Below are 6,669 nucleotides of genomic sequence, written 5' to 3' on the forward strand. Positions count from 1 at the left end.
TTCCCCCGAATAGAACTTCAGCGGCTCCGGCGCACACTGTAGGAGGGGACGGGGCGGGGCACGCGGAGGCACGACGGAGCAGGTCACGCGCGGGCGTGACGGGTCCGATGCGGCATCTCACCGCTCCTCCTCGTAACGTGTGCGAAACACGGAGCGGGCAGACTGGTAGAAGGCCAGACGTGCCGCACCACGTCGGCGTCGGCGATGAAGGAGAAGGCTTTGGACCGCCAGCAGGAGTTCGTTCTCCGTACCCTTGAGGAGCGCGACATCCGGTTCATCCGGCTGTGGTTCACCGATGTGCTCGGGTTCCTCAAGTCGGTGGCAATCGCCCCGGCCGAGCTCGAAGGGGCTTTCGCCGAGGGCATCGGCTTCGACGGCTCGGCGATCGAGGGCTTCGCCCGGGTCTACGAGTCGGACATGCTCGCCAAACCGGACCCGTCGACCTTCCAGATCCTGCCCTGGCGCAGCGAGACGCCGGGCGCGGCCAGGATGTTCTGCGACATCCTCATGCCGGACGGCTCGCCCTCGCACGCCGACCCGCGCTGGGTGCTCAAGCGCACCCTGGCCAAGGCCTCCGAGATGGGTTTCAGCTTCTACACCCACCCCGAGGTCGAGTTCTTCCTGCTGAAGAACCGGCCCGAGCGCGGCGCGCGTCCCGAGCCCATCGACGACGGCGGCTACTTCGACCACACCCCGCACAGCTCCGGCCACGACTTCCGGCGCAACGCGATCATGATGCTGGAGTCGATGGGCATCTCGGTCGAATACAGCCACCACGAGGGCGGTCCCGGCCAGCAGGAGATCGACCTGCGCTACGCCGACGCGCTCACCACCGCCGACAACATCATGACCTTCCGGCTGGTCATGAAGGAGGTCGCGCTGGAGCAGGGCATCTGGGCGAGCTTCATGCCCAAGCCCTTCACCGAATACCCCGGCTCCGGCATGCACACCCACATGTCGCTGTTCGAGGGCGACCGCAACGCCTTCTACGAGCCCGGCGCCGACTACCAGCTCTCCAAGGTCGGCCGTTCCTTCATCGGCGGCCTGCTCGCGCACGCCGCCGAGATCACCGCGGTCTGCAACCAGTGGGTGAACTCCTACAAGCGCCTGTGGGGCGGCGCCGAGGCGATCGCCGGAGCCGGCGGCGAGGCCCCGAGCTACATCTCCTGGGGCCACAACAACCGCTCGGCCCTGGTCCGGGTGCCGATGTACAAGCCGCACAAGAGCGGCTCCACCCGTATCGAGTTCCGCTCGCTCGACTCGGCCTGCAACCCCTATCTGGCCTTCGCGCTGATCCTGGCCGCGGGCCTGAAGGGCATCGAGGAGGGCTACGAGATGCCCCCCGGCGCCGAGGACGACGTCTGGGCGCTGACCTCGGCCGAGCGCCGCGCGCTGGGCATCCAGCCGCTGCCCCAGTCGCTGGACGAGGCCATCGCGGTCATGGAGCGCAGCGAACTGGTCGCCGAGACCCTCGGCGAGCACGTCTTCGACTACTTCCTGCGCAACAAGCGGAGCGAGTGGAACGAGTACCGCCGCCAGGTGACGGAGTTCGAGCTGGGGCGCTACCTGCCGGTCCTGTAGGGGCCGCCTTCCCACCGGGCGGGGCCGTACGAGACAGATCGAATCCAGGGCGTCGGCGGGTCTTCCGGCGATATGCTCGGCGCCGTGCCCGTGGGCGCCCCGTCCGGGGCGCCTCGCCGGTACGGCCGACCGGCGCGACCGCGCCGGCCGCCGACCGCGAGGCGGGCGCTCCACCGCGACCTCGGACCGGACGGCGTGCCGTCCGGTTCCGGCCCTCCGGAGACCGTCGGACCCCTGGTTCGCTGTATGTGCAACGGCTCCGGTAAAATCGGTCGGTCGGTTTAGAGGGATTTTTGACGATCAATAGCCATATAAGGCAATAGGAGGTGCGGTATGACGACGGCTGCCGAGCTGCAGACCATGTTGTCCGTTCCGGCGCGTTTCCGTGGGCCCGAGGGCACCGCGAACGGCGGATGGATCGCGGGCACGGTCACCGAGGCGCTGCACGGCGCCCGGCACGACTCGGCTGTCGAGGTCACGCTGCACGCGCCCACGCCGCTGGAGACCGAGCTGGATCTCCGCCATCTCGCCAACACCGCCACCCTCACCCACGGCGACACCCTCCTCGTCGAGGCCATCCCGGTCGCCGAGCGGCTCGACGCCCCGGCGTTCGTGCCCTTCAACAAGGCGGCCCTGGCCGAGAGCGGCTTCGCCGGGCTCACCGGCCACGCCTTCCCCGGCTGCTTCGCCTGCGGCATGCGCGACCCGGGTGACGGCCTGCGGATCTTCCCCGGCTCGGTGCCCGGCACCGACCTGGTCGCCGCCGGCTGGCGGGTGCCGATGACCGTCACCGACGAGGACGGGACCGTTCCCGACGCGATCATCTGGGCCGCGCTCGACTGCGTCACCGGCTGGTCCCACTTCGGGCCCGGCGAGTCGGCGCTGCTCGGCCGCCTGACCGCGCAGGTCCACCGCCGGGTCTACCCCGGCGGCACCTACTCCGTGGTGGCCCGCTCCACCGGCCGCGAGGGCCGCAAGCTCTTCGGCGAGAGCGCCGTCTACGAGGTGGACGGCACCCTGGTGGCCGCCGCCAAGGCCGTCTGGATCGCTCCCGCCTGACCCGTGCCCCGGCCGATCTGAACCTCCGGGCCGGTTCGGGCGTCTACCATCCCGTGGTGACCTCGCAACGCCTCGGTCCCGGCGATCCGCAGCGCATCGGAGACCATCTCCTGGCCGGCCGTCTCGGTGAGGGCGGCCAGGGGGTGGTCTACGACGCGTACGACCCGGACGGACGCCGGGTCGCGATCAAGCTGCTGCACGCCGACGCCGACCGGGGGCGGATCGCCAGGGAGATCGCCGCCGCGACCAGGGTCTCCTCGTTCTGCACCGCCCGGGTGCTCCACGCCGACCTCGACGTGCCCCGCCCCTACATCGTCAGCGAGTTCATCGACGGGCCCAGCCTGCGCCGCGCCGTACGGGACTCGGGCCCTCTGGAGGAGGACCGGCTCCGCCGTCTGGCCATCGCCGTCGCCACCGCGATGACCGCCATCCACGGCGCCGGGGTGGTGCACCGCGACCTCAAGCCGGACAACGTGCTACTCGGTCCCGACGGCCCCCGTGTCATCGACTTCGGCATCGCCCGCACCGCTGAGATGTCCCTCACCTCGACGGGGCTCATCGTCGGCACCCCGACCTACATGGCGCCCGAGGTCCTCGCCGGGGAGCGGGCCGGTCCCCCCGCCGACGTCTTCGCCTTCGGCGCCATCGTGCTCTACGCGGCCACCGGCCACGACCCCTTCCGCGCCGACACCCTCGGTGCCGTCATGCACCGCGTGCTCTCCAGCCAGCCCGACCTCTCACCCCTGCCGCCGGATGTACGCCCCCTGGTCTCGGCCGCCCTGGCCAAGGACCCCGCGGACCGCCCGGCCGCCCGCGAACTGCTGCTCGCGCTGCTCGGCCAGGACAGCCCGGAAGCAGGGGCCCTGGCCGCCGCCGCCCTGCGGGCAGCGGCCTCACCCTCGCTCGGCCAGCTCGCCGAGGAGGTGTTCGTACGGCTCACGCCCGCCGAGCAGGAGGCCGTCCCGCAGATCTTCCTCCGACTGGTCAGCCCGGACGGCCGGGAGTCCCGGGGCGCCGGGCGGGCCGAGCTCGACGGCTCGCCGGAGTCCGAGCGGGTGCTCGCCGCGTTCGCCGGCGCGGGGCTGGTCCGGGTGTCGGACGAAGACGTCACGCTGGAGCGGCCCGGCCTGCTGCGGGCGTGGCCGCGACTGCGCGCGTGGTCCGACGCCGAGCTGCCCGGCCTGCCGGTCCGTCAGCGGGTCAGCGACGCCGCCCGGCTCTGGGAGTCCGGCGGGCGCAAGGACGGCGACCTCCTGCAGGGCACCCCGCTCGACGAGGCGATGGAGTGGGCGGCCACCGGCCGCAGCCACATCAAGCTCAACCATCTGGAGACCGCCTTCCTCAGGGCCGCCTCGTCCCTGCGCCACCGCCGGGTCCGGGGGCGCCGCCTGGTCACCGCCGCCCTGGCCACGCTGCTCGCGGTGGCGCTGGTCGCGGTGGCCGTCGCCGAGCAGCGCCGCGTCACGGTGGCCGCGCAGAGCGAGCGGATCGCCGCCCAGCTCGACGAGGCCGTCGCCCGCCGCCTGGCCGGTCAGGCCGACGCCCTGCGGCGGGCCGACCCGTTGACCGCGATGAGGCTCAGCGCGGCGGCCCACGCGGTCGCGCCGGTCACCGAGTCCCGCGCCGCCCTGCAGAGCTCCCTCGCGCAGCGGGAGACCTCGGTCGTGCCGGTGCCTCGCTCGGCCACCCACTACACGCTGAGCACCGACGGCTTGACGCTGCTCGGCGCGGGCACCGGGGTGATCACCCTCTGGGACGCGGTCACCGGCCGCGAGCTGCGCTCGATCCGGGCACCCGGCCTGGTCGCGACCGGCGTCGCGCAGGGGGCGACACGGGAGCGCGCCGCGATCGACACCGCCGAGGGGCTGCGGCTGTGGGACCTGAAGACGGGCAGGCGGCTGCCCGGGGTGTACGGCGACGCGGGAAGCTGGGCCGCGATCAGCCCCGACGGCGCGGACCTGCTGTCGTTCGACGGTTCCGCCCTGGTGGTGCGGGACATCGAGCGCGGCGAGGAGCTGCTGCGGCTCCCGGGCGGCCGGATCTGGAGCCGGGCGGTGGGCGGCGGCCGGTATGTGACGACCTCGGGTGCGGGCGCCGTCCGGCTGTGGGATCTGCGGACCGGCAGGTCGCTGCGGGCCCCGGCGCCGCCGGAGGGGACCGGCTCGGTGGACGCGGCGCTGAGCGCCGACGGCCGGACGCTGGTGCTGGAACGGGCCGACGCGCTGGTCTTCTGGGACGTGGACTCCGGCAGGAGGCTCGGTGAGACCAGGATCCCGCGGGGCGGGCACCTGCTGTTCGCCCCGGACGGCCGCACGCTGGCGGTGTTCCATCTGGGCGGGGTCGTCCTGGTGGGCGTGCCCGGCGGCGTGACGCTGCTGGACTACTCGACCGACGAGCAGCCCAGAGCCGAGAGCGTGCGTTTCTCCCCGGACGGCCGTGCCGTCCGCTTCGTCGACGGCGCGGACTCGGTGGTCACGCTCAGCGTGCCCGAGTGGTCCGGCGCCGGGGTCGCCCAAGGCGGCGCGCTCAGCCCGGACGGCACCCGCACCGCCGTGCAGACCGTCTCCGGCGCCCACCGCGAGGTCGAGGTGCGAGACGCGCGCACGGGCCGGGGCGTGGCCACGATGGAGGTGCCGCCGACCCCGCCGGCCCCGGAGGCGGGCGCCGGGTCGCTGGGCCTCGTCTTCAGCCCCGACGGCAGGACCCTGGTGGTCACCCCCGACTCCGAACCCGTGGCGCACCTGTTCGACACGGCCTCGGGCAGGCGGCTGGGCGAGCTGCGCTGGGACGGCAAGTACGCGACGCGGGTCGCGTTCGGCGCCGACGGGCGCAGCCTCGCCGTCGCCGCCTCCACCAGGTCCGACCAGCCGTTCGTCGAGCTGTGGGACGTCGCCTCCCGCAAGCCGGGCGCCCGGCTCGCGGGCGAGGGCACGCCGGCCCTCGCCCTGGCTCTGCACCCGGACGGCACGCGGCTGGCCCAGGGAGGTCTGGAGGGGGCCGCCCTGACGCCGCTGCGCGGCGGCGGCGCAGTCACACTCGACGGCGCGGGCGACGTGCGCACGGTGTCGTTCGCCCCGGCGGGGGACCTGCTCGCCGTCGGCGACGCCGCCGGGCGGGTCCAGCTCTGGGAGGTCGCCACCCGGCGGCCCCGCGGCCCGGCGATCGCCGTGCACACCGGAGGGGTGGACCTGGCGGCGTTCTCTCCGGACGGCACGCTGCTGGTCACCTCCGGCGGCGGCCGGGTGGCGCTGTGGGACGCGGCGACCGGCGGACAGTTCGGACGGCCCGCGGCGGGCGTGGAGCGTGCCGTGACGGGCGTGGCGTTCCCGGACGGCGGCAGGACGTTGCGGACGGTCACCGCGGACGGCACCGTCGCCGACCGGCCCCTCGACCCGGGCCGGGCCGCCGGCGCGGTGTGCTCCCGCGCGGCGGGAGGACCGTCCCCCCAGGAGTGGGCCCGGCACATCCCCGAGCTGGCCTACCGTCCCACCTGTCCCTGACCCGGGCTCCCCGGGGTGCGGCCGCCCCCGGTCCGGGCACTCGTGGCCGGTGGTGTCCCGGCCCGGGTTTCCGCAGGCGTCCGGCCCGTCCTCGGTCCGGCCTGTCCCCGACTCGGCCCGCCGGCGGCCCGGCCTGTCTCCGGTCCGGCTGGTCCGGCTGGTCCTCGGCCCGGCCTGTCTCCAGCCCGGCCCGCCGGCGGCTGAGCCTGTCTCCGGTCCGGCTGGTCCGGCCTGTCCCCGGGGCCGCCGGGCCCGTTCCCAGTGCCTCCGCGTACGGCGGGCGCAGGCGTGCCCCGGGCGCCTGCGGGTGACCTGTTCACCTGATGACAACTTCCACCGGATAAATCGCCTTTCGAGGTACAGCTTCCGTCATGGTGGGCGATTAGGTTCGGCGGGCATGGCCTCCCCTTCCGCTGTGCCGACGGACCTCGCCGCCGCGCCCGTGCCGTGGTTCGAGCGCTTGCTGGTCGCCCTCTTCGTCGTCGTGCCCTTCCTCGCCGTGCTGGCCGCCGTCCCCTTCGCCTGGGGG

The 6,669-nt window shown here is 74.0% G+C and carries 3 protein-coding genes; all 3 read left to right on the plus strand.

Annotation, left to right across the window (positions count from 1 at the left end; all coding sequences use genetic code 11):
• The first annotated feature begins 219 nt into the window (after positions 1–219).
• The 3 genes from CA984_RS23140 to CA984_RS23150 all read left to right on the plus strand — a co-directional run bounded on the left by CA984_RS23140 (position 220) and on the right by CA984_RS23150 (position 6,140).
• Positions 220–1,581, plus strand: coding sequence for a glutamine synthetase family protein (locus tag CA984_RS23140; protein WP_086575665.1), 1,362 nt, complete (start codon positions 220–222; stop codon positions 1,579–1,581).
• A 333-nt stretch (positions 1,582–1,914) separates the two neighbouring features.
• Positions 1,915–2,640: a hotdog fold domain-containing protein gene (locus CA984_RS23145; protein ID WP_086575666.1), complete on the plus strand. Its 726-nt coding sequence runs from the start codon at positions 1,915–1,917 to the stop codon at positions 2,638–2,640.
• A 56-nt stretch (positions 2,641–2,696) separates the two neighbouring features.
• The gene (locus CA984_RS23150; protein WP_133061755.1) at positions 2,697–6,140 is read left to right on the plus strand and encodes a serine/threonine-protein kinase; all 3,444 of its coding nucleotides are present in this window, start codon (positions 2,697–2,699) and stop codon (positions 6,138–6,140) included.
• Positions 6,141–6,669 lie beyond the last annotated feature (529 nt).

The organism is Streptosporangium minutum, assembly GCF_002149035.1.
GTDB classification, from domain to species: Bacteria; Actinomycetota; Actinomycetes; order Streptosporangiales; family Streptosporangiaceae; genus Streptosporangium; species Streptosporangium minutum.

What these genes read in the sequence shown, in the direction of transcription:
- CA984_RS23145 (WP_086575666.1), top strand. Translation starts at nt 1,915, where the DNA reads ATGACGACGGCTGCCGAGCTGCAGACCATGTTGTCCGTTCCGGCGCGT.